We start from the raw sequence: 24,272 nt of genomic DNA, 5'->3' as shown, positions 1-24,272 counted from the left end.
TTATATAAAATCGAAAAACGAGGCCTTGCTCCAAATGGATGATGGATGAAACTTATTAAGCTTCTTGATAGTTATGATAAATTTCTTGCACATCATCGTTGTCTTCGAGCATGTCTAGCAATTTTTCCATTTTGGCTGATTGCTCATCATCAAGCACCGTATAAGTTTGCGGAACCATCGTGATTTCAGCGGTTGCAAAAGTAAATCCCGCTTTTTCCAAGTTTTCTTTCACTTCCATAAAGTTCTCCGGATCCGTATAAATTTCAAAAGCTTCCTCGCTCGTTTCCATTTCTTCCGCTCCGGCTTCAATAGCTTGCAGAAGCATATCATCTTCGTCGAGATTCAAATCTTCTCTTTCAATGACCAAATAGCCTTTGCGGTCAAACAAATAGGAAACACAGCCTGTTTCCCCAAGATTTCCTCCATTTTTCGAAAAAGCCATCCGCACATTTGATGCCGTGCGGTTTTTGTTGTCAGTCAAGCAAGTGACCATGATGGCAACACCGCCGGGGCCATATCCTTCATACACAATTTCCTCGTAATTTTCTCCATTTTGATTGCCGCGAGCTTTTTCAATGGCTCGTTTTATATTGTCATTTGGCATGTTTGCCGCTTTCGCCTTTTCAACGACAAGCCGTAAAGCAGGGTTAGCGTCAGGATCAGGAAGCCCTCTTTTAGCGGCTACGTAGATTTCTTTCGCCAGCTTTTGAAACACTTTCCCTTTTTTCGCATCCTGCGCATTTTTTCTCCGTTGGATATTTTTCCATTTAGAATGACCTGCCATCCTAAATACCCCTCTCAAATCTGTTTTTCCGACAATAATATAGCACATTTTATTTCCTTTTGGTAAGTTCCTGGGGATTACGGACCGTTCAGGCGAACACGAGCGCAGCCTCGACAGACCAAAGGCTCTTCCTCTTCTTCGCTTTTGCTTTTTATTCCTTCCAACGCCGAATGATAATGGATGTGCCGGTCTCCTTTTTGCTTTCTACGGAAGAATAGAAAACGCGCTGTTTTGGCATTAACTAAGTGAAATTGTAGATGACCGCGGTGGGCGAGAATCAGTGGAAAAAGCGAACTTGGCGATGCCCGAGAGAGGGAAGGCACATTGAAAGCGAGTGAATTTCGCAATAGAAAGCTTTACTCAAAAAAGGGGTGCCCCTGTGTCATTTTACTGACTTTCGGGACATCCCCTTTTTCTTTATCTTTCCTGATGGCGTAAAGTTCGCACCATTTCTTTTAAATCAAGCTCTATTTGATCTTTTGGTCCGCCATCTCTTAGTTCATTATCAATATTGCGAACGCGGCCGAAATTGCCTATACCCGTAACAACAGTGCATCGGCGCCCGTTTACATACGGTTGGACTGCTTTTTTGACGCTTGATTTGACTTTTTCTTTATCCGATCCGTTTTCGGTTATGACCGCAATGATCACATCTTTGTTATAAACGACGGCTCTTGCATCTTGAACATGATTGACTTTTGCCGCTTCAGCCGCCAGTCTCTCTGCCAGTTTCCCTTCATAGGCTTGATAATATGAATTTTTGGTCTGAGGCAATTGAGTTTGCAAATGTCCATGATAGTTTGCATCTTTACGACTGAATTGATTATCTCTGGCCCAAAAGTTTTTATCATCTTTCGCAAGCGGAACGGTCGGGTTGGGAGGATTTCCGTTTTCATCACGCACTTGCAAATATCTTCTTTTATGTTCACGAATGGCCTGACCTTCTCTGCCGACAGAGTGGTCATACAGTTCTGTCATCGGGCCATCATGCCGGTCATTCGTATCGCCGCCATGCCCTTCGTTGGAAAAAACACCCTTTGGATGATAATTGGGCCGGTCGCCTCCATAAGCGTCTTCTCCTCCTGAACAAGCGGCAAGACTCAAAACCATCACTCCCGAAACGAGAGATTGGTAAATTTTTTTCACCATTATCCCCTCTTTTGCCACATAGTGAGCTGGACAATCAGCTCATTTTATAGTGTGCGGGGCTTTAAAAAAACTATACGGTAAAGGGAATGGATTCGAAAAACGATACGTCATTTGAACATTTTAGCGAATATTTTGTTAAAAAAGGCCGTTCGTTCGTCCATTTCCTTGACGGTTATTTGATATAAATACGGTAAATGACCGTTTCGAGGGCGTTTGAAAAAACGGTTCCATTCTCTAAAGATATCGCTTGGAAACAGCAAATGAGCAAGAAAAAATGGATCATCTTGATATTTGTCCAAAAAGGGGTGTTTCCAAAGAAGGGATTCATCCCAATGAAGAATGGGCAAAACTCTCATGGCAAACTGAATGTAATCATATGTTTTCGGAGCAATGGCAATCAGGTCGAAATCCGTAATAAACAAGCGATTAGAGCGATCTTTGATAAAATTATGATGGGCGACGTCGCCGTGAATGATCGCCATTTCATCTTGTATCGTGAATTTCGATATTGCCTCTATCGCTCGTTCCCCCATCCATAAATACTTTTTGATCGCGTTCAAAGATAAATACCATTCCAGTCTCTTTCTATTGGCCTCAAATTCATGATGCCTCTCTTTCCATTTTTTTGTTTGATCAAAATGCGAAATAACAGACAAAAAAGAGGAATAAAATGTCTCTGTGCAAGCGTGGAATTCATTTAAAACAGAAAGAGCTTGAATTCTTTCTTCTTCTCTTTTATAGGAAAAAGGGGGAATGGATGATTCGATCCATCGGAAAACGCCATAAAATCGTTTTTGAAAGGAGATGACTTCTTCCGTCTGCATAGGATGAGGCTCTGCTGTTTTGAAAAAATGAACGCTATGAAGCGAACGAATAAGTGCTTGTTGTTGTTTCCATTTTGTTTCTGAAGAAAATTCCTTCAGAAACCATGGTCCTGACGGCAAAAAAATTTTCCATTTTCCTTCTTTTATAGGCGTATAGGCCAGCACGGGTTCTTTCAACACATTTTGAACAGATAAAAGGAGACGATGACTAAAATCGTCCCCACTACATACATCATTGATCATCATCATGACTCTCATCATCCGTTCTAGAGGTCCTAAAATCTGAATTTTGATCAGACGCCGGCAGATAGCCCGGTCCCCCGTAAGGAGCTGGCGGTGTTGAATATGGCTGGTTATACATCCCGTATATATTGGGTGCCTGCGGATACAGGGGCTGATAAGGCGCCGGCTGAACCGGCATGAAAGTCCCTCCAGGATAAGACGGGATTTGTTGTCCGCTTTGATCTTGGCAATGGCAATCATTTGACCATTTACCCTCCGTCGGTCCTGCCTGTTGATAAGGCATTGGTTGATTGGAGATCGGTTGATTTGGCATTGGTTGGTTTGGCATCTGATTTGGCATCGGTTGATTTGGCACAGGTTGATTTGGCATCTGATTTGGCATCGGCGGATAAACTGCTCCAGGATAAGAAGCACCATAATAAGGATCATATCCAGTTCCCGGTGCCACTGGGGAAATCGGAACATAATTCGGCTGGTTCCCGTAAACACCCGGAGGATACATTCCTGGAGCCTGATTTTCCGTAAAAGGCAGCAGCGCTGAGGAGGACTCTTCCATTGGTTCATTCATCCCCGCTCCGGGAAGTCCGTACGGATAGGAAGGCTGGTGATAAACCGGATTCGCGGCAGGTTGAACAACCGGGACGGGATGCGGCCACTGCGGTTGATACGGATAAACCGGGACGGGAGCGGGATAACAATTCGTATAGTATGGACTTACATATGGAAAGTTCCCGCCATATTCAAATTGAGCGATTTGATGATGAGATGATGATTCCTTTTCTTCCGTGAATTCCACTGACTCCTCCAGTCCGGGAAATATATTGGGCGGCACCTTATGAATTTCTTTTTGCGTTTGTTGACTAATTTGTTTGTTCATTTGCTCCATTGTCACGTCAAAATGCTGATTGATTTCTATATCCGGAACGATTGGCTGCGGCATTATGGGGGCGACATGTTTGGGCTTTTCTTTCGGGACTTCTTTTTTGGTGACTTGGCTGGGCGTTTCTGCGGTTGGAATAGTAGGAGGTTTCGATTCTTTAAATGGATGTTCGTATTTTTTTATTTCTTTTCCATGATGTCCATGGTGGCCATGATGATGGCTGGGCCCTTTTTTTACGTTTCCCCCTGTTCCGGGTATTTTAATTTTCATGCCAGGCATAATCATTTCCGGATTGGAGAGCTGAGAATTTATCTTTTTTAATTCTTCAAAAGACACGCCGTACTTTTTTGCGATCGTCCACAGCGTATCACCTTTTTGCACTATATGGATCTTCAACATTTTTCCCTCCTTAGGCGTAAGTCCATATATTGTATGCCTCAGATCCCAAAATGCGATTGAACTTACACAAAAATTTATGTTTTTTCCCCAAAAAATATGCCTTTCCTGCTCGGAAAGACATGATAGGCGGCCATTTTGAATCATGCAAGTGCAAGCATTCGTTCAAGCGCAAGTTTGGCTTCGATCGCTACTTGTTCAGGCACCTTGATGAAATTGACGGAATCTCCTTTGTAAATGGACTCCAATGACCAAAGCAGATGGGGAAGATCAATACGGTTCATCGTCATACACGGGCAAAAATTCGGGTTAAGGGAAATAATATGTTTATCCGGATGTTGTTTGATCAGACGACTGACGAGATTCATTTCTGTTCCAATCGCCCAAGATGTTCCCGGCGCCGCTTTTTCAATTGTTTGGATAATGTAGTTCGTGGAACCGCTGCTATCCGAAGCCTCCACGACTTCCCGACGACATTCCGGATGTACGATAATATTGATGTTCGGATATTTATTCCGTACTTCCCGGACATTATGGATAGTAAAATTTTCATGCACAGAACAATGCCCTTTCCATAAAATCACTTTAATCTCATTCACATCCCCATCGTAGATCAATTCTTCTTTCAACGGGTCCCAAAGAGCCATTTGTTGAAGATCGACCCCTAAATCATAAGCGGTATTTCGTCCAAGATGCTGGTCTGGGAGAAACAGAATTCTTTCTTTTTGCGAGAATCCCCATTTCAATATTTTATGGGCATTGGAAGAAGTGACCGTGGCTCCGCCGTTTCTGCCAACAAATGCTTTGATCTCCGCCGTGGAATTCACATATGTTAATGGCAAAACGGTGTTGCCAAACCAATTCGCAAGCTTGTTCCATGCCCTCTCCGTTTGATGGATATCCGCCATATCCGCCATCGAACAGCCGGCTTTCCTATCGGGCAATATCACTTTTTGATCAGGCGCAGTCAAAATATCAGCCGTCTCCGCCATAAAATGAACACCGCAAAAGACGATGTATTCCGCCTTTTTATTATCAGCGGAAATCCTCGCAAGCTTAAAAGAATCTCCAACGGCATCCGCAAATTGAATCACTTCATCCCTTTGATAATGATGCCCGGGAATAAACAATCGTTCTCCTAAACGAGTTTTCAATTCTCGGACTCTTTCTTCCATCTCTTGAATGGTCATCTTGTTATAACGCTCCGGAATCACCGTTGTTTGTTGAAGCGCCTGCAACAAATTCATCATCCAATCCCCCTTTTAAGATATAAAATTTGGCTGCACCTTTGCGCTGATATCGAGCACTTGGTAAGAGTGGGTCAAAAAGCCAAGAGAAATCCATTGTACACCCGTTTTGGCATACGCTTTCAAATTCGACAAAGTAATGCCTCCTGAAGCTTCTGTAATAATATGGTCCGGCACATAAACGATCCAATCGCGTATTTGTTCCGGAGTGCAATTATCAAACATAATAATATCGGCCTCGGCTTCTACTGCTTCCAGCAGCTGCTCTTTCGTTTCAATTTCCACTTCTACTTTCGTCGTGTGCCCGGCAAACTGTTTTGCCCTTTTCACTGCAGACAAAATACTCCCTGCAAATGCAATATGATTGTCTTTTAACATAATGGCATCAAAAAGTCCTTTGCGATGGTTATAGCCCCCGCCTACTCGAACGGCATATTTTTCAAGCATCCTTAGACCGGGAGTTGTTTTTCTTGTATCGCAAATATTCGCCCCCGTCCCTTTAACGATTTCAACTGCCTTAGCCGTTACTGTGGCAATCCCGGACATCCTTTGAATCAAATTTAAGATCACCCTTTCGCCTTGGAGAAGGCCGCGCATCGCACCCTTGATTTCAGCTATGAGTTCTCCTTTTTCCACAACATCGCCATCTTTCCGATATACGGTTACCTCCGAAGTGGGATCGATCAGACGAAAACCTGTCTTAATGACATCACTGCCACAAAAAACGCCGTCCGCCTTTGACAAAAAGTAAAAAGAGCCGCGATCATCAGCCGTAAAAATGGCTTCTGCACTTATATCCCCGTCCCCAATATCTTCGATAAAAAAATCTTTAAGCATGGATTCCAGTTTGATGCGATTCATAAGACTCTCTCCTCCATGTTATTTTCGTTTGTTCATGGATAATGCGCCGATCTTTCCAAAAAAGGTCTTCATTTGGAAAATCGCTTCGTATGTGGGCACCGCGACTCTCTTTCCGAATCAATGCCGACTTCGTCATGATAAAACTATTGATAAACATAAAAATCGTTTGAATTTGTTCGATTGATAGCCTTTCCAAAGATTGTTCCATCAAAGATTCCAACAACTGAACCGGCAGCCAATTCAATTGTCTGTTAAGTCCGGCTTCATCTCGGATGACGCCTACATTTTCGATCATGTTCCATTTCAACTGTTCTGAATCGAGATTTGGCATTTCGTCTTCTTTCGCTTTCAACGGATAGTCATAAAGAACGGATCGTATCAACGAAACGTGAGATTCATGGTTGATAAACTCAGCTGTTCTTTTCCCAAACACAAGCCCTTCTAAAAGAGAATTACTAGCCAGCCTATTGGCTCCATGGACCCCGCTGGATGCTGTTTCCCCGATCGCATATAATCCATTGACCGAAGTTCGTCCAAAGGAATCGATGACGATTCCGCCCATTAAAAAGTGGCTTCCGGGCACTACCGGGATTTTTCCTTCCTTAAGATCCACACCCTGCTCGCGGCATAATTGAGAAATGCTCGGGAACTTTTCTTCAAAATGAGATATTCCGCTTATATCTAAAAAAACGTCCTGCTGTTCTGCTCTTCTTTTGTAAATCTCATAGGCGACAATATGTCTCGGAGCCAAATCTTTTTGCGGATGAACTCCTTCCATGATCCGCCTTCCTTTACTGTCCAGTAAAATAGCTCCGGCTCCTCTTACCGCTTCTGAAATTAAACCTTTTGTTTCTCCATCTACGTATAACAATGTTGGGTGGAACTGAACAAATTCCATATCAGCCACTGCCGCTCCAGCTCGGTAAGCCATCGCCACTCCATCTCCAATCATTCCCGGATGATTGGATGTATACGGATAAAGTGCACCCGCTCCCCCAGTTGCCAGCACAATATGACGGCCAAAATAGCGATGAACAATGCCGTCCACTGATTTTGCCGCTACCCCGATACATCGGCTTCGATCGTTTGTAAGCAGTAGTTCAAAAACCAGTTCATTCTCCACTATTTCAACATTTGTCGGCAACCGATCCAATAAAAATTCAATTAAATAACGACCTGTTGCATCCCCGCCGCAATGAACAATCCGGCGGCGACTATGGGCGCCTTCAAGTCCTAACGCCACCTCTCCTGTTTCATTCCGGTCGACAGGAAGACCGCTTTTGATTAACTCTTTCACCACTTCAGAACCTTCGCGCACGAGACTATCCACTACTTTAGTAGATTGGTGGTACCTTCCGGCAACTAACGTATCCTGAACATGCAAATCCAATCGATCCGTCTCGGAAACAACCGCAGCAATCCCTCCCTGTGCCTTGTAAGAGTTGCTGTTTCGGATTTTGCTTTTTGTCATGATCACTACATGAAATTGCGGATGAAGATAGCGAGCAAGCTGAAGAGCCGCCACCCCTCCCCCGATAATCACTACATCCGCTTCTTTCTCCATTCTTTATCTCTCCTTTTTGTCTCTACACGCCTGTAACATTTTCCTCTATACTCCCCCGGAGATTTTTATTTGTTTTTTACATATGTCTTGACACATATATTTACATAAAATTAAACTATTGACAAGCATTTTTTGAAATCGATCGTTTGTTTGACAGAATCGAAAGGAGTGGGAAAAATGAAATATTTTGACTGTGCGGCCACTGTTCCAATGGACGAAGAAGCTCTTTCTGCCTATGTGGAAATCAGCAAAATGTATTTTGGAAACAGCGAAAGCCATCATAACATCGGGATCAGCGCCCGGGACGTATTGGAGAACGGCCGCTCCATTCTTGCCGAACAAATGGGTGTAGAACCTAAAGGACTTTTTTTTACTTCAGGAGGAACAGAAAGCAATTTGCTTGCCATCATATCACTAGCCAGAAAAGCGCGGGAAATCGGCAGAGGAAACCATATCATTACGGCTGAAAGTGAACATGCTTCTGTCCTTTCCGCCGTTCACTTTCTGGAAAAAGAGGGATTTCAAATAACCAAACTGAAAATGGAAAAAAACGGTCAAATATCGACCGAACAAGTCCTTGAAAATCTTCGTCCTGACACGATATTGATTTCCATCCAACACGTGAATCAAGAAATCGGAACACTTCAACCTATACAGGAAATCAGCAGGCTTATCGATCGAAAAAAAGTGTTATTTCACACAGATTGCGTCCAATCTTTTGGAAAAGTCGATATACGAGAAATCATTCCTTATGTGGACAGTCTCTCCGTTGCTTCTCACAAAATCGGCGGACCGAAAGGAGTCGGAGCCGTCTATATTCGCCCGGACTGCTCCTATGAACCGGTCTTTCCGCTTCTTTCGCAAGAAGACGGATTCCGTGGCGGAACGATCAACGTACCCGGAATTGCCGCCTTCGCGTTAGCTGCTGCCAAAACAGATCCTCCATCTTACTGGAAAGAATGCTCAAGAAAGCGTAAACTTTTTCGTTCAGCCTTGCCAGACTTCCCATACACCATTTATGAGGCGAAACAAAGCGTCCAGCTTCCATCCATTATCGGAATGACCATGGACGGAATAGAAGGACAGCTTGTCATGCTCGAATGCAACCGGCTTGGCTTTGCCATTTCCACCGGCAGTGCGTGTTCAGAAGGAAAAGGAGAAGGAGCCAAAACGATTACCGCCATGAGAGAACCTGATGCTTCTGCTAAACAGTTTTTCCGAATATCCTTCAGCGATCAAACGCCTGATTTTGATATCATAGAGCTGGCAAAAACACTTTATGAAATCGCTCGCCGGTTCTCTCCGGGTTCGCTAGCTCAACGAACTATGATACAATCGTAGTAGAAAATCGGCTAAAGAGATATTGAAGCAATTGGAGGGATTTTGTTGTCTTCCGGCAGAAAAATTTTAGGGGAAGAGCGAAGAACGCTTATTTTGCAGTACTTGAAACAATCGTCTGATCCGATCACTGGAAGTGAACTAGCGAAAAAAACCAACGTTAGCCGTCAAGTGATTGTTAACGATATTACTATTTTAAAAGCTAGAAATGAACCGATTATTGCCACAAGCCAAGGATATATGTATTTACCTCAGTCAGGCAATGATGGCGTTTTTGAGCGGACGATCGCCTGTTATCATACTCCGGATGAAGCGGAAGCGGAGCTTAATTTGCTTGTGGACTATGGTCTTACCGTAAAAGATGTGAAAATCGAACATCCTGTATACGGTGATTTAACAGCATCCATAATGGTATCCAATCGCAAAGAGGTCGAACAGTTTATGGCCAGAATTCGCGAAACGAACGCTGCCTTTTTGTCGGAGTTGACCGACGGTGTGCATCTCCATACTGTCAGTGCCAAGGATTCCCGCACTCTTGACGCAGCGGAAAAAGCCCTGAAAAAAGCAGGATTTCTCTTAGACGAATAGTTTGACGCCTCGGAGCACCCGCAAAGGTTTTATTGAATTTCCTGGCTTAATCGCTCTTTTCATTTCATTTATGAAAAAAGGGCATCAAAAGCCTTTTTGGCTGGATGCCCGTTTTCCATATTTAAATTTGATACGATAAATAGCTTCCAAGAACTTTGACTGTACAACCCAGCGCTTCCATCTCAGCAAAGGCGTTGGGAAGCAAAATGTCGTCCATCCTTTGATTAATATCGATAATGAAAAAATAGTTTCCCAGTCCGGTCTTGACCGGCCTGGATTCAATCTTGCTCAAGTTGATTTTTCGCCAAGCAAGCGCTGATAACACTTGATGAAGCGCCCCCGCTTGATCCGATGGCAATGTGACCATAATCGTCGTCTTCTCCACACCAGACTCATAAGGTAATTCCAGCTTTTGTTCTTCTTTGGACAGCACAATAAATTTGGTATGGTTGAAATCATAATCGTGAATATTTTCCTTCACGATGGTTAAGCCGTATTTTTCGGCGGATAATGAATTCCCAATCGCAGCGGTGAGCTCTTCCGGATGTTCACTTACGTAACGTGCAGCGGCAGCAGTCGATGCTGCTTCTTCACATGGCACTTTCTCAAAATATGTATGTAAAAACTTATAGCATTGGGCAATGGCATGAGGATGAGACATCACTTTTTCGATGTTCTTCCAACGCTCTGCATTTTGAGGATGCATTAATAAATGCTGCCGAATGGGGGCAATCAACTCTGCAATAATTTTTAAATCGACTTCCTGGGTTAAATAATCAATGGTTAAATTCACGGTTCCTTCCAATGTATTCTCCAGCGGTACTACTGCCAAATCCGCTTTTCCTTCCATAACCTCATCCATACACTCCGGAATGGTCATGCATGCTTTTTTTTCCGCTTTTGGAAAAGCAGAACAAACGGCTAAATCTGTAAATGTCGCCGCAGGTCCTAAATAAGATATCTTCATTTGATTTCTCTCTCCCTCTGTCAAGAAAATTATGAAAAATGGAGTGACACTCCCATCGGTGTTTCACGGATGATTAATGGAGCTATTTAGGCATCAGAGGCAACTGCCCCTCCATGCGGGAACACGAATGGTTAGTGGAACCAATCGGGCATTTAGAGGCAGTTGGACCTTTTCCCCTTCTCTTTTTTCTCCTGCACATCTCCTAAAAAGGGCTTACTGTCCCTTAATGTGGGAATAATATACCTAATTTTTATGCACCCGAACCTAGCACTTCCACTTTTTCGACAAATTCCAGTTTTTTCAGCTTGTTGAGCAAGTCATCCAAGTCCGTTGACATATTGGTCACGTCAAGCGAAAGAGTGACATTCGCCCGGCCTTGAATGGGAATCGTCTGGTGGATGGTCAGCACATTGCAATGGAAACGAGCCGCTACCTCGAGCAATTGTGACAGCGTCCCTGAACGATCCTCCAAATAAAAAAACAACGTAATGATCTTCTCTTTTACAACCGTATGGAAAGGGAATACGGTATCCCTGTATTTATAAAAGGCGCTCCGGCTTAAATCAACTTTGTTTACAGCATCTTGGACCGAATCGGCTTTTCCGCGTTCCAAAAGTTCTTTCACTTCCAACGTTTTTTTCATGGCTTCCGGCAGGACATCCTCACGAACTAAGTAAAATTTTTGATTCAGATCCTTTTTTCGCAATGCATTTTCCCCCAATTGCGATAAAATAAAACTTTTGGCAGTGCTAGTGGAAAAGAATCTTCGGCCGAACATAGCTTAACGAATAGTCCGGCCCGACTCCATCATTATTCGATAAATTCAAATTCGTAATCCAATAAACGGACAGTATCCCCGTCTTTCGCTCCTTTTGCTCTGAGAGCCTCATCGACTCCGAGGCTTCTCATTTGTCTAGCAAAGCGTCGGATGGATTCATCGCGGGTAAAGTCAGTCATTTTAAACAGCTTTTCAATTTTTGCCCCACTCAGAACAAAGGCGCCATCAGGATCTCTTGTAATGGTAAACTCCTCTTCAGGCCGTTCGTATTTATACACGACTCGGTGAACGCCTTGTTTTTCTTCGGCATCATGAAGAGGAAATTCAGGTGTTTCTTCCAGCTTATCCGCAATCGCAAACAATAGCTCCCGTATTCCTTCTCTCGTTGCAGCTGAAATAGGAAAAACAGGATAGTCTTCTTGAAGTTTTTCTTTAAACCGTTTTAAATTTTCATGTGCTTCTGGAATATCCATTTTATTAGCCACAATAATTTGTGGTCTTTCAGTTAACCGTAAGTTATATTCTTTTAGCTCATTGTTGATCGTTACATAATCCTCATATGGATCTCGACCTTCTGACGCCGACATATCGATCACATGGACAATCACACGCGTTCGCTCAATATGACGTAAAAATTGGTGTCCTAATCCGACCCCTTGATGGGCGCCTTCAATCAGCCCGGGCAAGTCAGCCATCACAAAACTGCGGCCGTCTTCTGTTTCTACCACGCCAAGGTTAGGAACGATCGTCGTAAAGTGGTAGTCGGCAATTTTAGGCCTTGCGCGTGACACTACAGATAACAGCGTAGATTTTCCTACACTTGGAAAACCGACAAGACCAACATCGGCAAGGAGCTTTAATTCAAGAACGACATATCGTTCTTCTCCCGGTTCGCCTTTCTCGCAAATTTCCGGAGCCGGATTTGCGGGAGTGGCAAAACGGGTATTTCCTCTTCCTCCTCTTCCTCCTTTAGCTACCACTACACGCTGGCCGTGTTCCGTTAAATCGGCAATGACTTCTTTTGTATCATCATCGATCACAACCGTTCCCGGCGGTACTTTGACCACCATATCCTCCGCATTTTTTCCATGCTGATTTTTACTCATTCCGTTTTCTCCGCGCGGCGCTTTAAAATGGCGCTGATAGCGGAAATCCATCAACGTTCTCAGTCCTTCGTCGACTTCGAACACAACATCGGCTCCTTTGCCGCCGTCTCCCCCGGCAGGGCCGCCTTTAGGCACATATTTTTCACGTCGGAACGCTACCATGCCATTTCCGCCGTCTCCGCCTTTAACATAGATTTTGACTTGATCGACAAACATAGAAAACCTCCATTTACTTCCAATAAAGTCTATTGAAGATCGTTTTATCCTAAATGGTACCATACAAGTTTTTTATCTTATACGAGTGTAAAGATCGCTTATCAAAAAAACGAAGAATAGATGGTCTTCTTTGACAAAGTTTATCTTTGTTAAAAGGTTGCCGCTCTTTTTTTGAAGAGCGCTGCAAATTTTTTTAACACGAGGAGAGCTGGGGACTGCTCACCTAAGCATCCAGAATCCATTTATTTCTTCATCATCATTGGACTTCTTTCAAAAACAGAATAGTTATGTCCTGTGCCAGCCACACTTGATGATTATCTTTCCATAGGGGAAAAACAAACTTGAAATTGCAAGTTCTCATCTGTTGATTCGATGAATTCCACCTCTGTTTCGAAAAGCGATTTGACGGATTGTTCAATCCATCTTTCCAGTTCATGGCTGTCTTTTATTATCCCACTTAAGTCAAAAAAGAAACAATGCGCCTTGCCTCTTTCTTGAATAGAAAGAAATAAATGATTCTCTCCTCTAGGATCCACCCTCTTTTCGATTTCTTGGCACAAAGAGCACATCCATTTTGTTATGAGCTGATCGTTTAACGAAACGTTGCGATAATCATCCAAAATCTCGTATTCTAGCGTCAGTTGTCGAGACCGCCAATTGTAAGTCATGATCCATTCAGCCAAACATGGCAAATTTAAATTGGTCAGCCTTGTTTCCTGACGGCTATTTAAAATAATTTCGTCAATCACACGTTTTGCATTTTCTGTATGTCCTAAATCAAGATTGCCCTTGATTAACTGGATGCGATTCATCCAATCATGCCGCACGTATTTTAAAACTTCCAGCAGCGTCCAGTCATTATTCATTCTTTTACTCCTATTTTGTCATATAGTAACCATCCCACACTCAATGGTTTTCCCATTCTTCTTCATTATGAAGTATAACAGAAAAGATTGAAATGAGATACAGAGGATTGCTTATTAAAAAGCAGCTGCATGCAACCAATGAACGACCAAACGCTTTTTACCGCTTCCGATGCTCCTTAAAACAAAAAAAGAGGGCGCCCAAAAGTTTCCCTTTGGGCACCCCTAACAGAAAAAGGATTATGCTTCTTTCGCAACAGGATAAACGCTAACTTTCTTTTTGTCACGACCGAATCGTTCAAAACGAACAACGCCGTCAATTTTAGCATATAGCGTGTCGTCTCCGCCACGGCCAACGTTTTCGCCAGGATAGACTTTTGTACCGCGTTGGCGATAAAGAATAGAACCGCCTGTTACAAATTGTCCATCCGCACGTTTAGCGCCCAAGCGTTTTGCGATAGAGTCGCGGCCGTTTTTAGTAGACCCAACCCCTTTTTTCGATGCAAAAAACTGAAGATCTAATTTAAGCATTCTTTCCACCTCCTACAGTTTTAAATACGATCTTGATAAAATCTCCGTACTGCTGTTCAATCGTTTGCAAGGACACCACCATGGCTTCCAAAAGAAACTGAACTTTTTCCAATTCTTTTCCCGTCGTCGTTTCAGGAATAACGCAACGGAGAAAACCTCCGCCGCCTTTTTGTTCAATCTCCGGTTCCACATTTGTCAACACCATGATGGAATTAATGGCCCCGAATGACACAGCTGATGCCCCCGCGCAAACGATATCTTGGCCATATTCAGCAAAATCGGCGTGTCCGTCCATTGTAAATGAACGAATTTTGCCGGAACGATCTTTTTCGATCACGACATTTATCATCTTATATCGCCTTACGCGTTGATTTTTTCAATCACGACTTTTGTGTAAGGTTGACGATGACCTTGTTTGCGGCGATAATTTTTCTTTGGTTTATATTTAAAAACAACGATTTTTTTGCCGCGGCCATGTTTTTCCACTTTGCCAGTGACCGTTGCACCTTCTACAAGTGGAGTACCTACTTTTACATCTTCGCCGCCTACGAATAAAACTTTGTCAAAAGTCACAGTTTCTCCTTCAGCAGCATCCACTTTTTCGATATAAACAGTTTGACCTTCTTCCACTTTCAACTGTTTTCCGCCAGTTTCAATAATAGCGTACATTTACTGCACCTCCTTAATAACTAAGACTCGCCAATGGCAGGTGTTTCGCAAAGCGAAAACTTAAAACCTGTTATGAGCGGTTGTAGCACGGGTGCTACAATAATAACATTGAGATTTTACCATCTTTTATAAAAGAGTGTCAACCTTTTTTCGGTCTTTCTCCTAGCAATTTCATTTCTTCCTCTGTTCCCAGTCGGCTGATTTCTCCAAAAGGATGTGGCCGATTGACAATCCTATAGAATATTTTTTTCTTTAGAAGATTCTCTAAATGAAAATGATCGCCATTTTGTTCGCCGGCAAATGCTTTTTTGACATCCTCCGTTACATCAAGCAAAACAGCTTCTTGATCCTGTCTCGCATATTCGAAAAGAGCTCTCTCCATTTGAAAAGCAGTCGTTGCTGCGCTTAAAACTCTTCCTTTCCCCATACAAACAGGGCAAGGCTCCGTCAACGTTTCCAGCAGGGAGTTTTTCGTTTTCTTTCTTGTCAGCTGGAGTAATCCGAGAGAAGTAAATTCGTACACGTTCACGCTTTTCGGATCCTTTGCTGTTTCTTCCTCCAGCACTGCCCGGATTTGTTCTCTATCTTTGTCCGAGTCCATATTAATAAAATCGATTAAAATGATGCCGCTTATATCACGCAATCGAATCTGCCTTGGAATTTCCCTTGCTGCTTCGATATTTGAGAGAAAAGCAGTATGACGAAAATCGCTTTTCCCCGTATATTTCCCCGAATTTACATCAATAACTGTCATCGCTTCCGTTTTTTCAATAATGACATATCCGCCGCTTGGAAGCCAGACAATTTGTTTTAATGCCTTTTGTATCTCCGCATCAAGGTCAAAAGTGGAAAAAAGATCTTGCGGATGATGATGAAGCTCACAACGCCAATGTTGACTGGAGAAACGGGCATCGCTAGTAATCAACTTTTGAAAAGCAGGATCGTCCACAATCAGCGACCCGCTCTTTAATCTGATCATTTGAGCGATCGCTTCTTCCTTAAACGGATCTCTTTGAAATAATAAAGAAGGGGCTTTTTTATTCGGTATTTGGGACAATACCTTTCTATGCATTTCCCGCAACGCCACCCATTCCTTTTCAATTTCTGTTTTTTCACCAGCGGCAACAGAAGTTCTTAAAATGACGCCTTCCTGCTCTTTTTTCATTTGTTGTGCCCATTGTTTCCAGTTTTCTCGTTCTTCTTGACCCATTTTTCTTGAAACGGCGATATGATTTCCTGCCGGTATATAGACTAAATACATCCCGGGCCATTCTATGAGGGCCGTCAACTCAGGACCTTTATGATCAGTGGCGTCTTTTTTTACTTGAACCGCTATCTTTTCCCCTTCGAACACTAATTGTGAAATCGGCAATTGGCGGGAATCAGGAATTTGATCTTTAGGCAAATAACCGTTTTTTCCGATTCCGATATCGACAAAACAAGCGTTCATGCCCGGCTCAATTTTTTGGATAACCCCATAATAAATATTTCCGACAATGGATTGATGCGAAGGCTGAAAAATATGAAATTGATCCGCTTTTCCGTCGCGGAGAACTGCCATGCGCTTTTCCCGGCCTTTTGCACTTACGATAATTTGATTCATCATTCCACCCTTTTCAACATATCCACATTAAAACAAAAAAACTTTTTGTCGCTGGAAGATAAAAAATAGGTGCAAATGTCTCAAATCTATCTGTAAGAAACATTCCACCTTCCTTGATATCTCAGCAAAAATCTGAACATAACCGATTGGTCACATCCATATTCGATCCATGTACGTCTGTCAAAAAAAGATTTATCATGTAAATGGAAAAACAGCACCTCGTCCACTATACTTTACTCATTTCGTCAGCACCCGTCAATAATAATAAAGAAGGTCGCCAATTTTCACCGTTGTTTGTTTTTCAGAGAAATAGGCGTGTAACACTTCATTTTCATCTAATTTTCCTTTTTCTTCTCCATTTTCCATCACAATGATCGGATGTTTGACTCCCCGTTGAAACTGCATTAATACAGTCGATAAAACCGTATCGCTCGATACAGTGATCGGTTTAAGCTGATGTATCCCCCTTCGATTTCCGTAATAACGTTCAAGCAAAAAGCGCATCATCACATAATGACGTTGTTTCCATTCTTGCCAAAGCGAAAAATATAAGAATGAGAGAACAATCCAAAGATGGAGTTGAAACGGAGCCCATATCAAAACCATTGCATGCAGGCAAACGAGCAAAAAAAAGGAACTAACGACTGTCCACTGCATAGCGCTCAAAAAAGTTTTGACTCTTGACAGTATGAGCAAGATTAATTTTCCGCCATCCAGCGGCCAAATCGGCAATAAATTAAAACAAAGAATCATCCAATTGTACATAAGAAAATCATCATAAAATACTTTCGGAACTATATGAAAAGAATACAACAGTGCGGCTAATCCCATCATCCATACATGTTGAATCGGACCAGCGATGACGACCAGCAATTCTTCATGCAAAGGTCGATTTCCGTGTTCATCCATTTCCGCCACTCCGCCGAACGGGAGCAACGATACTTTTCTGATTCTCCACGAAAAAAACAGGGCTGTAAAAAAGTGCCCCATTTCATGGATGGCAATAATACATAACACCATGATTAAATCGAAAAAGTATCCAGTGGCAACGCTAATTCCGATCACCAGCCAAAGAAGAGGATGAATATGAATTTTTGAAAAAAAAGTGACGGCTTTATTCAAATTTGATCACCTTGTTTGGATCGATGTAATGATCGTCTTGTTTGATTGCAAAATAAAATTCACCAGAAGTTCCGTCTGCCCGGTCTTTCGCCTTTCCGATTGCTTCCCCCGCTTGAACGCGTTGATAGGGCTCCACAGAAATGGATTGCAATTGCCCATACCAAGATTCGGATTGATCAGGATGCTGAATGACTACTGTATTCCCCGTTTCGGCTTCTTTCCCGGCAAAGATGACAAGCCCACCTTTCATCGCATCTACTACTTCCCCTTTTCCTGTCTTCACCATGACTCCTTTTCCATTCGCTTGAAATGTTTCCACCACTTTTCCGGACGCCGGAACGGCCAAATCCTTTTTTGGTTTGTCCACTGTGACTGTTTTTTCTTTCTGCGGCCATATGGCCAAGGGCTTCCCAAACTGTTTTTCATACCAGTTGGCAATGGAGGCAAACTGAATGTCTGTTTCCATTGCTTGGCGTATCCACTTTTGACTGTCGACCATCACAGGTGATTGGCTTTTAAATACAATTGCGGTCCCCAAAACAAGCGCTCCCGAAGCCAATATTTTAAAGAGAAACCATTCCTTTTTCACGAAAGGCCTGTACTCATCATTTGGAGCTTCGTAATCAATGGCTTGGTGATCAAATTCCATTTCTTCTCCAAATGCCATATTGATAGGCTGAAAGGCGCGCTGATTGGCTTGACGTCGTTTTTCCCTGTTTCGTTTCGCAATTCTTTTCTTAATTTCCTTTTTTCGATCCTTCATCTCTCATCCCTCTTTGCTCCGTTTATGTTCCATCTTATGACTTGTCCAGAGAGAGTATGACTATTGCTCATCATTTCAAAGAAAGGAGAGACAAAAAAAATCGGCCTCTTCTTTGGTCAGAATATCCCAAAGCAAAGCCGAATCGTTTCCTGAAAATGTTCTTTCAAAATTTATTTGCTCCGAATGCCAAAAAACTTTTTAATTCGCGAAAAAACTCCTTCTTTTTCTGTTTCAAGCGGTTGAAGAGGGATGGATTCACCGAGGATTCGCCGGGCAATATTCCGAAAAGCAATAGACGCCCGATTATTCGGATCATGTGCAATCGGTTCCCCTGCATTCGAAGATTTAATCACTTCATCGTCATCTACCACGATTCCGAGCAAATCAATGGACAAATGGGTTGTAATTTCATCGACATCCAACATTTCACCATTTTCCACCATATGGCTGCGAATGCGATTGATCACAAGCTTAGGTGGCTCAATATGACTTTCTTTTTCCAAAAGACCAATGATCCGATCAGCATCCCGTACCGCCGATTTTTCGGGAGTGGTAACCACTATGGCCTTATCCGCTCCTGCCACTGCATTTCGATAGCCTTGCTCAATGCCTGCAGGACAATCGATTAAGATATAATCAAAATCCTGTTTCAATTCTTCAACCAGCTTTTTTATTTGTTCCGGAGAAACAGCCGACTTGTCGCTCGTTTGCGCAGCTGGAAGCAGAAAAAGCAGATCATTAAACCGCTTGTCTTTCACGAGAGCCTGATGAATTTTACAACGCCCTTCTGCAACATCCACCAAATCGTAAATAATTCTATTTTCCAATCCCAATACCACGTCTAAATTTCGTAGTCCAATATCCGTATCTACTAAACATACTTTTTTATCTAATAGAGCAAGAGCTGTCCCTAAATTGGCAGAAGTGGTTGTTTTTCCGACTCCGCCTTTTCCAGATGTTATGACGATCGCCTCACCCACTTTATTGTCCCCCTTTAAATCTCGTAATATTTGGTCTAAGATGTTTTAAAACTTGCAAACGATCGACGACAATTTGGTTGGATTCATTTATGTAGGCACACTCCATTTCATGACTCTCATCTTCGCTATATTCATCAGGAGCTCTATTTAAACAGTTGCTAATCCTTAACTGTGTTGGAACCATTTTTGAAGCGACAATAACCGCTTCATCATTGCCATAGCATCCGGCGTGAGCAATCCCTTTTAAGGATCCCATAATAAAAATATTGCCGCCCGCCATCACCATACCGCCAGGATTGACGTCTCCAACCAACAGCAAATCACCCGGAACTTCGATCACTTGACCTGAACGAACAATGCTGGCGATGGTGATAATTTCGCTTTCTTGTTTCCATCGCATAGCCTCCTCTATTGAGACTACATTCATGGAAACATCTTCTACAATTAAATTCTTTTTTGAACCGATCAACTCTTTAATTTGATTAATTTGTTGGTCTGTCAAATAACGATTGCCTGTTTGGATTTTCACGGAGATAAGCGGTGAATCGTCGTCTTGATGATCCAACAATATTTTTTCCTGCAATTCTTCAAGCAGTTCTTCATAGGAACAACGATCGTTTAAATGAAGGGTCAATCCGTCCTTTGTTCCTTTCATCACAACATTTTGGCTTTTCTTCATGGCGCACTATTCACCTCTGTCGTCCAATAATTCGACATCCATTCGGCGTTTTCCTTTTTTATAGTCATGTTCCGATTATGTGAATTCCATATAAAAGAGAACGATTCGTTTCGCATTCTTTGTTGCGTTGGTTCCAACGTGCTTTTTGATACAGGGCTTTACTATATCGTCCATTCCCACTAAAAATGAAACATTGCTTTACGCATCCAAAATCTCTCGCCTCAAATGAGTGAACACATTTTTTAACAGTCCTCCGAATACTAGATAAAAAGCAAGATTCAGAATAAGAGTCGCCCATAGCCGATCAGACAAAAATTGTCCAAATGTAAGATCCGTGCGCTGGATTAATAAATTTAAAGCATAAAGTATGGATTCTAAAACGGAAAGATCGATCACCACAACCAAAGCAACGATCAAAAAATCACTTTGCAAGACCTTCATCAATTTGGATGTAATATAAACAATAAACGGGAAAACAAACATATAGACACCTAACATTTCGGTATAGAACACATCAAATAGCAGACCAAATATAAATCCATATTTTATGGCTGTGGATCGATTGTAAAAAATCGTCATTAAAATAAGAGCCACCGCAAAAAAGCGGGGAGCTAATATCCACCTGCCATCCAGCACAGATTCCGGGGTCCAGTTAAAAAACACATTTTCACTCAGGAAACATGCAACCATAATAAGAGGAAGAAGAAACTGTTTCACATTTCCCCCTCCCCATCAACTGTGCTTTGCTGCTGTTGTGAATTATCTGAAGCCATACTCGCGGTTCTCATTTTCCGTTTGACAACCATCACGTGTTCAAGATCATACATATCTGCCGCCGGTTTGATATAAGCTGTTTGCGTCAGACCGAATTGGTCCGGCACCAATTTTTTCACTTTGCCAATTAAAAGCCCTTTCGGGAAAACACCGCCAAGTCCAGAAGTGATGACGCTATCTCCTTTTTTAATTTTCGCATTGAACGGGATATCCTTTAACAGCAAATATCCTTTATCTTGATCGTAACCTTCAATGAGGCCGTAAACGTTTTTCTTCGATTGAATCACCGCTGAAATTCTGTTTTTTGGATCTTGCGCACTCAACAATTCAACCGAAGCCGTAAACTTTGCCGCACTTTTTACTTTGCCGATCAATCCATTCGCCGTTTGAACCGCCATACCGGGTTTTACCCCTGCCGCTTTTCCTTTATCGATCGTGACAAGATCAAACCACCGGTCCGGATTACGCGCAATGACCGTTGCTTGTATAACGCTATAATCTGACAGGCTTTCTTGTTTTTTCAAGACTGCCCGCAACTCTTGATTATCTTTTTTCAATCGGTTAACTTCACTTTCAATTTGCCCCAATTGTGCTAAATGGGCTTTTAACTTTTCATTCTCTTGATATGTATTTTTTAAATTCTGAATATCTTCAAAAAAATTCGTTATAGCGCCAGCAGGCTTTGAAACAACGGATTGTCCTAAACCAACAATATCTTTTACAAATTGTTCCGGCCAAGAGATATTTGCTTTATTGCGCAGGGAATATCCGATCAATGCCACGAGAACGATAATGCTGACAAGAAGAACTATAAGACGTTTATTCGAAAAAAACTGTGGCATGAAGTACACCTCTATTTTATCCTTTTTTCATCAACGGATGAAATCAAAAGTCATCAGCAGATAGGCTTCCCAATCGGCAAAAAAACAGGGGCAGCTGGTTTCAAGAATGAGAAAACTTTTTTATTTACTGTACGCCAGCCGCCTCTTTTGCCGCTTGCCGCCCCATTTTCACGGGCGGAAGGAAATCCTATTTGCGATAAAAATCAATCTTATCTTGCTTTATTTTTGAACATATGAATATGATCGAGCGCTTTACCCGTTCCAACGGCTACACAATCAAGAGGATTTTCGGCAATGATCACAGGCATATTCGTTTCTTGGCTAATCACTTTGTCTAAATTGCGAAGCAGAGCTCCTCCCCCAGTCAATACAATTCCTCTATCCATAATATCAGCAGCCAGTTCCGGAGGAGTCTTTTCCAACGTGCTTTTCACGGTATCCACAATAGCATAGACGGTATCTTTTAAGGCAGTGGCAATTTCCTTCGCGGAAATTTCAATCGTTTTTGGCAATCCTGTTAACAGGTCTCGGCCGCGAATATCCATTTTTTCGACTTCCGCTTCACCATCTGCCGATCCGATTTCCATTTTAACAATTTCCGCTGTTCTATCTCCAATTAATAAATTATACTGCTTACGAATGTACGCAATGATCGCTTCATCCATTTCATCACCTGCCACTCTTAATGACTGGCTCGTCACGATGCCGCCCAAGGAAATAATCGCTACTTCAGTCGTTCCTCCGCCAATATCCACAACCATGCTTCCCGTCGGCTCCCATACCGGCAAATTAGCGCCTATAGCCGCTGCAAACGGTTCTTCAATGGTATAGGCATCCCTTGCACCCGCTTGACGAGTGGCATCGATCACGGCTCTTTCTTCCACTGCCGTAATCCCCGAAGGAACGCATACCATCACATATGGTTTTCGCGTAAAAAAGCCTTTATTCTTAGTTGCTTGAGAAATGTAATACTTCATCATGGTAGCTGTCGTTTCGTAATCCGCGATGACTCCGTCTTTCATCGGACGAGTAGCCACCACATTTCCAGGAGTCCGTCCGATCATATTTTTAGCATCATTTCCCACTGCCACAATTTGTTTTGTATCTGTCTGAATGGCGACCACGGAAGGCTCCCGTACGACAATTCCTTTTCCTTTTGCATAAACAAGTGTATTGGCCGTTCCCAAATCGATTCCTAAGTCTCTTGCTCCAATTCCAAACATTGTTGTATCTCCCTTTCTAACTGATACGAAATAGCAATTGAAAATGTGATCTCTGCAAAAGCCATCCATTAGGTAAGCACGTTTTTTTGCTGCCTAATAGGATTTCCCGCTTTAAAAAAGACTGTTAAAGAAGCGAACCAGTTCGAATGCTTGAATTGCCTTTTTGTGGTTCTCATTCCAACTGATGCCCCTTTAGTGCCACAACTTGATAAACTGTCGTTTCTCCCACAGCGGCAATGTGAGCAGAAAAAACCAAGGCAAGGCTTTCAAAACGCGCCTAACCCTCTAGATTCTGATGGCCCTATTCTCCATTGGAATTCGAAAAAACTTGTAAAAATCATAAATTATATTATAGCGTAACCCCCAGAAAAATCATAGCATTATAAGTAGCCTTTTTCTTTTAAACTAATGTATTTTTGGTCGCCGATAATGAGATGATCGAGAACTTCAATTCCGATGATTTTTCCACACTCAGCTAAACGTTTGGTCACTTCAATATCTTCTCGGCTAGGCGTCGGATCACCGGATGGGTGGTTGTGAAAGCAAATAATGGAGGCAGCGGAGCGGCGAAGCGCTTCTTTAAACACTTCCCTAGGATGAACAATCGAAGCATTCAAACTACCGATAAAAATGGTTTGTTTGTGGAGAACTTGATTTTTGGTGTTAAGGAAGAGGCACACGAAATGTTCTTGTGTTAAAAACCGCATTTCTTGCATGACATAATTTGCACCGTCTTCGGGAGAGCGGATAACATACCGTTCGTCTAATGAAAGACTGTGGATACGTCTGCCCAGTTCCAGCGCCGCCATGATTTGAACAGCTTTCGCCCGACCAATTCCTTTAATAGAGGTAATTTCTTCTAAAGTAGCATCTTTTAACATTCGTAATCCTTCGAACTGATTTAATAGCCGATTTGCCAGCTGCAAGACGGACTCTTCTTTTGTCCCCGACTGAAGAAGAATGGCGATCAATTCATGGTTGGACAAGCTGTGCGCTCCTTTTAATATCAGTCGTTCCCGCGGCCGATCTTCACGTGGAACGTTATGGATCCTAAGCGATTCTTTTGACAAATTTGATCCTCCTTGTATCAATATTGGTTTATCATCTGTTCTCCGCTCACTCATGAAAACGGAGTCAAAAAAGGAATTGTGCTTTGGTTCGCCAGACTTTTCTATTTGTAAAATGAGGAGGAAAGAATAGAACGGTATCGTGATCATCCCCGTTATATCAGAGGTTCTAATAAAGGGGATTCCAATACGATGCCTTCATTTCCTTGGTAAAA

At 42.5% G+C, this 24,272-nt stretch carries 25 protein-coding genes and 1 other annotated feature; of the genes, 2 read left to right on the top strand and 23 right to left on the bottom strand.

Going from position 1 to position 24,272, the window contains the following annotated elements; genetic code table 11:
- Positions 1 to 55 precede the first annotated feature (55 nt).
- The 7 genes from N1I87_RS05350 to nadB form a co-directional block, all read right to left on the bottom strand.
- Positions 56 to 784, bottom strand: a complete 729-nt coding sequence (locus tag N1I87_RS05350) for a YebC/PmpR family DNA-binding transcriptional regulator (protein ID WP_048623754.1) — start codon at positions 782 to 784, stop codon at positions 56 to 58.
- Between the two features lie 417 nt (positions 785 to 1,201).
- Positions 1,202 to 1,933 (bottom strand): YhcN/YlaJ family sporulation lipoprotein, encoded by a 732-nt coding sequence (locus tag N1I87_RS05345; protein ID WP_003355502.1) that lies wholly within the window; start codon positions 1,931 to 1,933, stop codon positions 1,202 to 1,204.
- A 107-nt stretch (positions 1,934 to 2,040) separates the two neighbouring features.
- The gene (locus N1I87_RS05340) at positions 2,041 to 3,003 is read right to left on the bottom strand and encodes a hypothetical protein (protein WP_341100905.1); all 963 of its coding nucleotides are present in this window, start codon (positions 3,001 to 3,003) and stop codon (positions 2,041 to 2,043) included.
- A complete protein-coding gene (gene safA, locus N1I87_RS05335; RefSeq protein WP_341100904.1) occupies positions 2,990 to 4,276 on the bottom strand; it encodes a SafA/ExsA family spore coat assembly protein in 1,287 nt (428 codons plus the stop codon). Before safA ends, N1I87_RS05340 begins: the two co-directional genes overlap by 14 nt.
- A gap of 143 nt (positions 4,277 to 4,419) precedes the next feature.
- Positions 4,420 to 5,523 carry a quinolinate synthase NadA gene (gene nadA / locus N1I87_RS05330; RefSeq protein ID WP_341100903.1) on the bottom strand — a complete coding sequence of 368 codons (1,104 nt, stop codon included), beginning with the start codon at positions 5,521 to 5,523 and terminating at the stop codon, positions 4,420 to 4,422.
- Positions 5,524 to 5,538: 15 nt separating this feature from the next.
- A complete protein-coding gene (gene nadC / locus N1I87_RS05325) occupies positions 5,539 to 6,384 on the bottom strand; it encodes a carboxylating nicotinate-nucleotide diphosphorylase (protein ID WP_341100901.1) in 846 nt (281 codons plus the stop codon).
- Entirely contained in the window at positions 6,353 to 7,948 is a 1,596-nt protein-coding gene (gene nadB / locus N1I87_RS05320; protein WP_341100899.1) for an L-aspartate oxidase, read from the bottom strand. The genes nadC and nadB overlap by 32 nt, the downstream gene beginning before the upstream one ends.
- Before the next feature lie 177 nt (positions 7,949 to 8,125).
- Between nadB and N1I87_RS05315 the strand changes: the two genes are divergently transcribed.
- Together N1I87_RS05315 and N1I87_RS05310 are read left to right on the top strand one after the other, a co-directional pair.
- Positions 8,126 to 9,289 (top strand): IscS subfamily cysteine desulfurase, encoded by a 1,164-nt coding sequence (locus tag N1I87_RS05315; RefSeq protein WP_341100898.1) that lies wholly within the window; start codon positions 8,126 to 8,128, stop codon positions 9,287 to 9,289.
- A gap of 45 nt (positions 9,290 to 9,334) precedes the next feature.
- Positions 9,335 to 9,874: a transcription repressor NadR gene (locus tag N1I87_RS05310; RefSeq protein ID WP_327796918.1), complete on the top strand. Its 540-nt coding sequence runs from the start codon at positions 9,335 to 9,337 to the stop codon at positions 9,872 to 9,874.
- A gap of 121 nt (positions 9,875 to 9,995) precedes the next feature.
- Here N1I87_RS05310 and pheA read toward each other — a convergent pair whose 3' ends face one another.
- The 16 genes from pheA to radC all read right to left on the bottom strand — a co-directional run bounded on the left by pheA (position 9,996) and on the right by radC (position 24,060).
- Positions 9,996 to 10,841 carry a prephenate dehydratase gene (pheA, locus tag N1I87_RS05305; protein WP_003355511.1) on the bottom strand — a complete coding sequence of 282 codons (846 nt, stop codon included), beginning with the start codon at positions 10,839 to 10,841 and terminating at the stop codon, positions 9,996 to 9,998.
- A gap of 250 nt (positions 10,842 to 11,091) precedes the next feature.
- Positions 11,092 to 11,547 carry an ACT domain-containing protein gene (locus N1I87_RS05300; RefSeq protein ID WP_048623763.1) on the bottom strand — a complete coding sequence of 152 codons (456 nt, stop codon included), beginning with the start codon at positions 11,545 to 11,547 and terminating at the stop codon, positions 11,092 to 11,094.
- A gap of 104 nt (positions 11,548 to 11,651) precedes the next feature.
- Entirely contained in the window at positions 11,652 to 12,941 is a 1,290-nt protein-coding gene (gene obgE / locus N1I87_RS05295) for a GTPase ObgE (RefSeq protein ID WP_048623764.1), read from the bottom strand.
- 314 nt (positions 12,942 to 13,255) lie between these two features.
- Complete coding sequence (locus N1I87_RS05290; protein WP_270583097.1) at positions 13,256 to 13,807, bottom strand: Spo0B C-terminal domain-containing protein; 552 nt, start codon at positions 13,805 to 13,807, stop codon at positions 13,256 to 13,258.
- A gap of 237 nt (positions 13,808 to 14,044) precedes the next feature.
- A complete protein-coding gene (gene rpmA / locus N1I87_RS05285; protein ID WP_003355517.1) occupies positions 14,045 to 14,335 on the bottom strand; it encodes a 50S ribosomal protein L27 in 291 nt (96 codons plus the stop codon).
- On the bottom strand, positions 14,328 to 14,684 hold the full coding sequence (locus N1I87_RS05280; protein WP_003355518.1) for a ribosomal-processing cysteine protease Prp: 357 nt from the start codon (positions 14,682 to 14,684) through the stop codon (positions 14,328 to 14,330). Before N1I87_RS05280 ends, rpmA begins: the two co-directional genes overlap by 8 nt.
- Positions 14,685 to 14,695: 11 nt before the next feature.
- A complete protein-coding gene (rplU, locus tag N1I87_RS05275) occupies positions 14,696 to 15,004 on the bottom strand; it encodes a 50S ribosomal protein L21 (protein ID WP_003355519.1) in 309 nt (102 codons plus the stop codon).
- A 13-nt stretch (positions 15,005 to 15,017) separates the two neighbouring features.
- Positions 15,018 to 15,096, bottom strand: a sequence feature (ribosomal protein L21 leader region).
- 47 nt (positions 15,097 to 15,143) lie between these two features.
- On the bottom strand, positions 15,144 to 16,607 hold the full coding sequence (locus tag N1I87_RS05270) for an Rne/Rng family ribonuclease (RefSeq protein WP_048623765.1): 1,464 nt from the start codon (positions 16,605 to 16,607) through the stop codon (positions 15,144 to 15,146).
- Positions 16,608 to 16,862: 255 nt separating this feature from the next.
- Positions 16,863 to 17,729: a M50 family metallopeptidase gene (locus tag N1I87_RS05265; RefSeq protein WP_048623766.1), complete on the bottom strand. Its 867-nt coding sequence runs from the start codon at positions 17,727 to 17,729 to the stop codon at positions 16,863 to 16,865.
- The gene (locus tag N1I87_RS05260) at positions 17,722 to 18,492 is read right to left on the bottom strand and encodes a M23 family metallopeptidase (RefSeq protein ID WP_003355522.1); all 771 of its coding nucleotides are present in this window, start codon (positions 18,490 to 18,492) and stop codon (positions 17,722 to 17,724) included. Before N1I87_RS05260 ends, N1I87_RS05265 begins: the two co-directional genes overlap by 8 nt.
- 170 nt (positions 18,493 to 18,662) lie before the next feature.
- Complete coding sequence (minD, locus tag N1I87_RS05255; RefSeq protein WP_003355523.1) at positions 18,663 to 19,472, bottom strand: septum site-determining protein MinD; 810 nt, start codon at positions 19,470 to 19,472, stop codon at positions 18,663 to 18,665.
- A 1-nt stretch (position 19,473) separates the two neighbouring features.
- Positions 19,474 to 20,151: a septum site-determining protein MinC gene (gene minC, locus N1I87_RS05250; protein WP_003355524.1), complete on the bottom strand. Its 678-nt coding sequence runs from the start codon at positions 20,149 to 20,151 to the stop codon at positions 19,474 to 19,476.
- A 198-nt stretch (positions 20,152 to 20,349) separates the two neighbouring features.
- Complete coding sequence (gene mreD / locus N1I87_RS05245) at positions 20,350 to 20,868, bottom strand: rod shape-determining protein MreD (protein WP_341100897.1); 519 nt, start codon at positions 20,866 to 20,868, stop codon at positions 20,350 to 20,352.
- Positions 20,865 to 21,767 carry a rod shape-determining protein MreC gene (mreC, locus tag N1I87_RS05240; RefSeq protein ID WP_003355527.1) on the bottom strand — a complete coding sequence of 301 codons (903 nt, stop codon included), beginning with the start codon at positions 21,765 to 21,767 and terminating at the stop codon, positions 20,865 to 20,867. The genes mreD and mreC overlap by 4 nt, the downstream gene beginning before the upstream one ends.
- Before the next feature lie 209 nt (positions 21,768 to 21,976).
- Complete coding sequence (locus N1I87_RS05235) at positions 21,977 to 22,990, bottom strand: rod shape-determining protein (RefSeq protein WP_003355528.1); 1,014 nt, start codon at positions 22,988 to 22,990, stop codon at positions 21,977 to 21,979.
- Positions 22,991 to 23,370: 380 nt separating this feature from the next.
- On the bottom strand, positions 23,371 to 24,060 hold the full coding sequence (gene radC / locus N1I87_RS05230) for a RadC family protein (RefSeq protein WP_003355529.1): 690 nt from the start codon (positions 24,058 to 24,060) through the stop codon (positions 23,371 to 23,373).
- Positions 24,061 to 24,272: the final 212 nt, after the last annotated feature.

It is taken from the genome of Bacillus sp. FSL W8-0102, from assembly GCF_038007225.1.
Lineage (GTDB): Bacteria > Bacillota > Bacilli > Bacillales > DSM-4216 > Bacillus_O > Bacillus_O smithii.
The sequence above is the reverse complement of the archived record's forward strand: the minus strand, read 5'-3'. Positions and strand labels throughout refer to the sequence as shown.